At 64.2% G+C, this 963-nt stretch carries 1 protein-coding gene; it reads left to right on the top strand.

The window, feature by feature from the left end; translation table 11 throughout:
* On the top strand, positions 1-963 hold a 963-nt coding region (gene speB, locus V8U06_RS29145), incomplete at its 3' end, for an agmatinase (protein WP_427143641.1).

Genomic DNA, 963 nt, shown 5'->3' with positions numbered 1-963 from the left:
ATGACCAGCAATTCGTACGAGACCGGACGTTTGAACCTGCCGTTTGTCGGCATCTGCACCTTCGGCAAATATCCCTACCAGCCGAACTGGGACGCCATCGACGCGGATGTCGCGATCCTTGGCGCGCCCTTCGACTGCGGCACCCAGTGGCGCGCCGGCACCCGCTTCGGACCGCGCTCCATCCGCGAAGCCTCCACCCTGTTCTCCTTCGGCCATGGCGGCGCCTACGACCATGAGGACGACGTCACCTACCTGCCGAGCGGCGACGTCTCCATCGTCGATATCGGCGATGCCGACATCGTGCATACCGACACGATGAAGAGCCATGCCAATATCGAGTTCGGCGTGCGCAAGATCCTGGAAGCCGGCGCACTGCCGGTGGTGCTGGGCGGCGACCATTCGGTCAACATCCCCTGCATCAACGCCTTTGCCGAGGACTGCGAGAAGAACGGCCCGATCCATATCGTGCAGATCGACGCCCATCTCGACTTCGTCGACGAGCGCCACGGCGTGCGCTACGGCCATGGCAATCCGATGCGCCGCGCGGCGGAAAAGTCCTATGTCAGCGGCCTGTCGCAGCTTGGCATCCGTAACGTCTCCTCGACGGCCAAGGAAGGTTACGAGGATGCCCGCAGGATGGGCTCCGACATCCTGTCGGTTCGGCAGATCCGGGCGCTGGGCACGGACGGGGTTGTCGACCGTATCCCGGCCGGTGCGCGCTACTATGTGACGATCGACATCGACGGCTTCGATCCGTCGATTGCGCCGGGCACGGGCACGCCCTCGCATGGCGGCTTCATCTATTACGAAGTGCTGGAGATCCTGGCGGCACTGGCCAAGCGCGGCGACATCGTCGGCATCGACCTGGTCGAGGTCGCGCCCGACTACGACCATACCGGCGGAACCGCCATCCTGGCCGCCCAGGTTCTCATGAACCTCATCGGCCGCATCATGCATGCGAAG

Source organism: Shinella sp. G-2 (assembly GCF_050172695.1).
In the GTDB taxonomy this organism is placed as follows: Bacteria; Pseudomonadota; Alphaproteobacteria; order Rhizobiales; family Rhizobiaceae; genus Shinella.
This window is presented reverse-complemented; position numbering and strand designations above follow the sequence as displayed.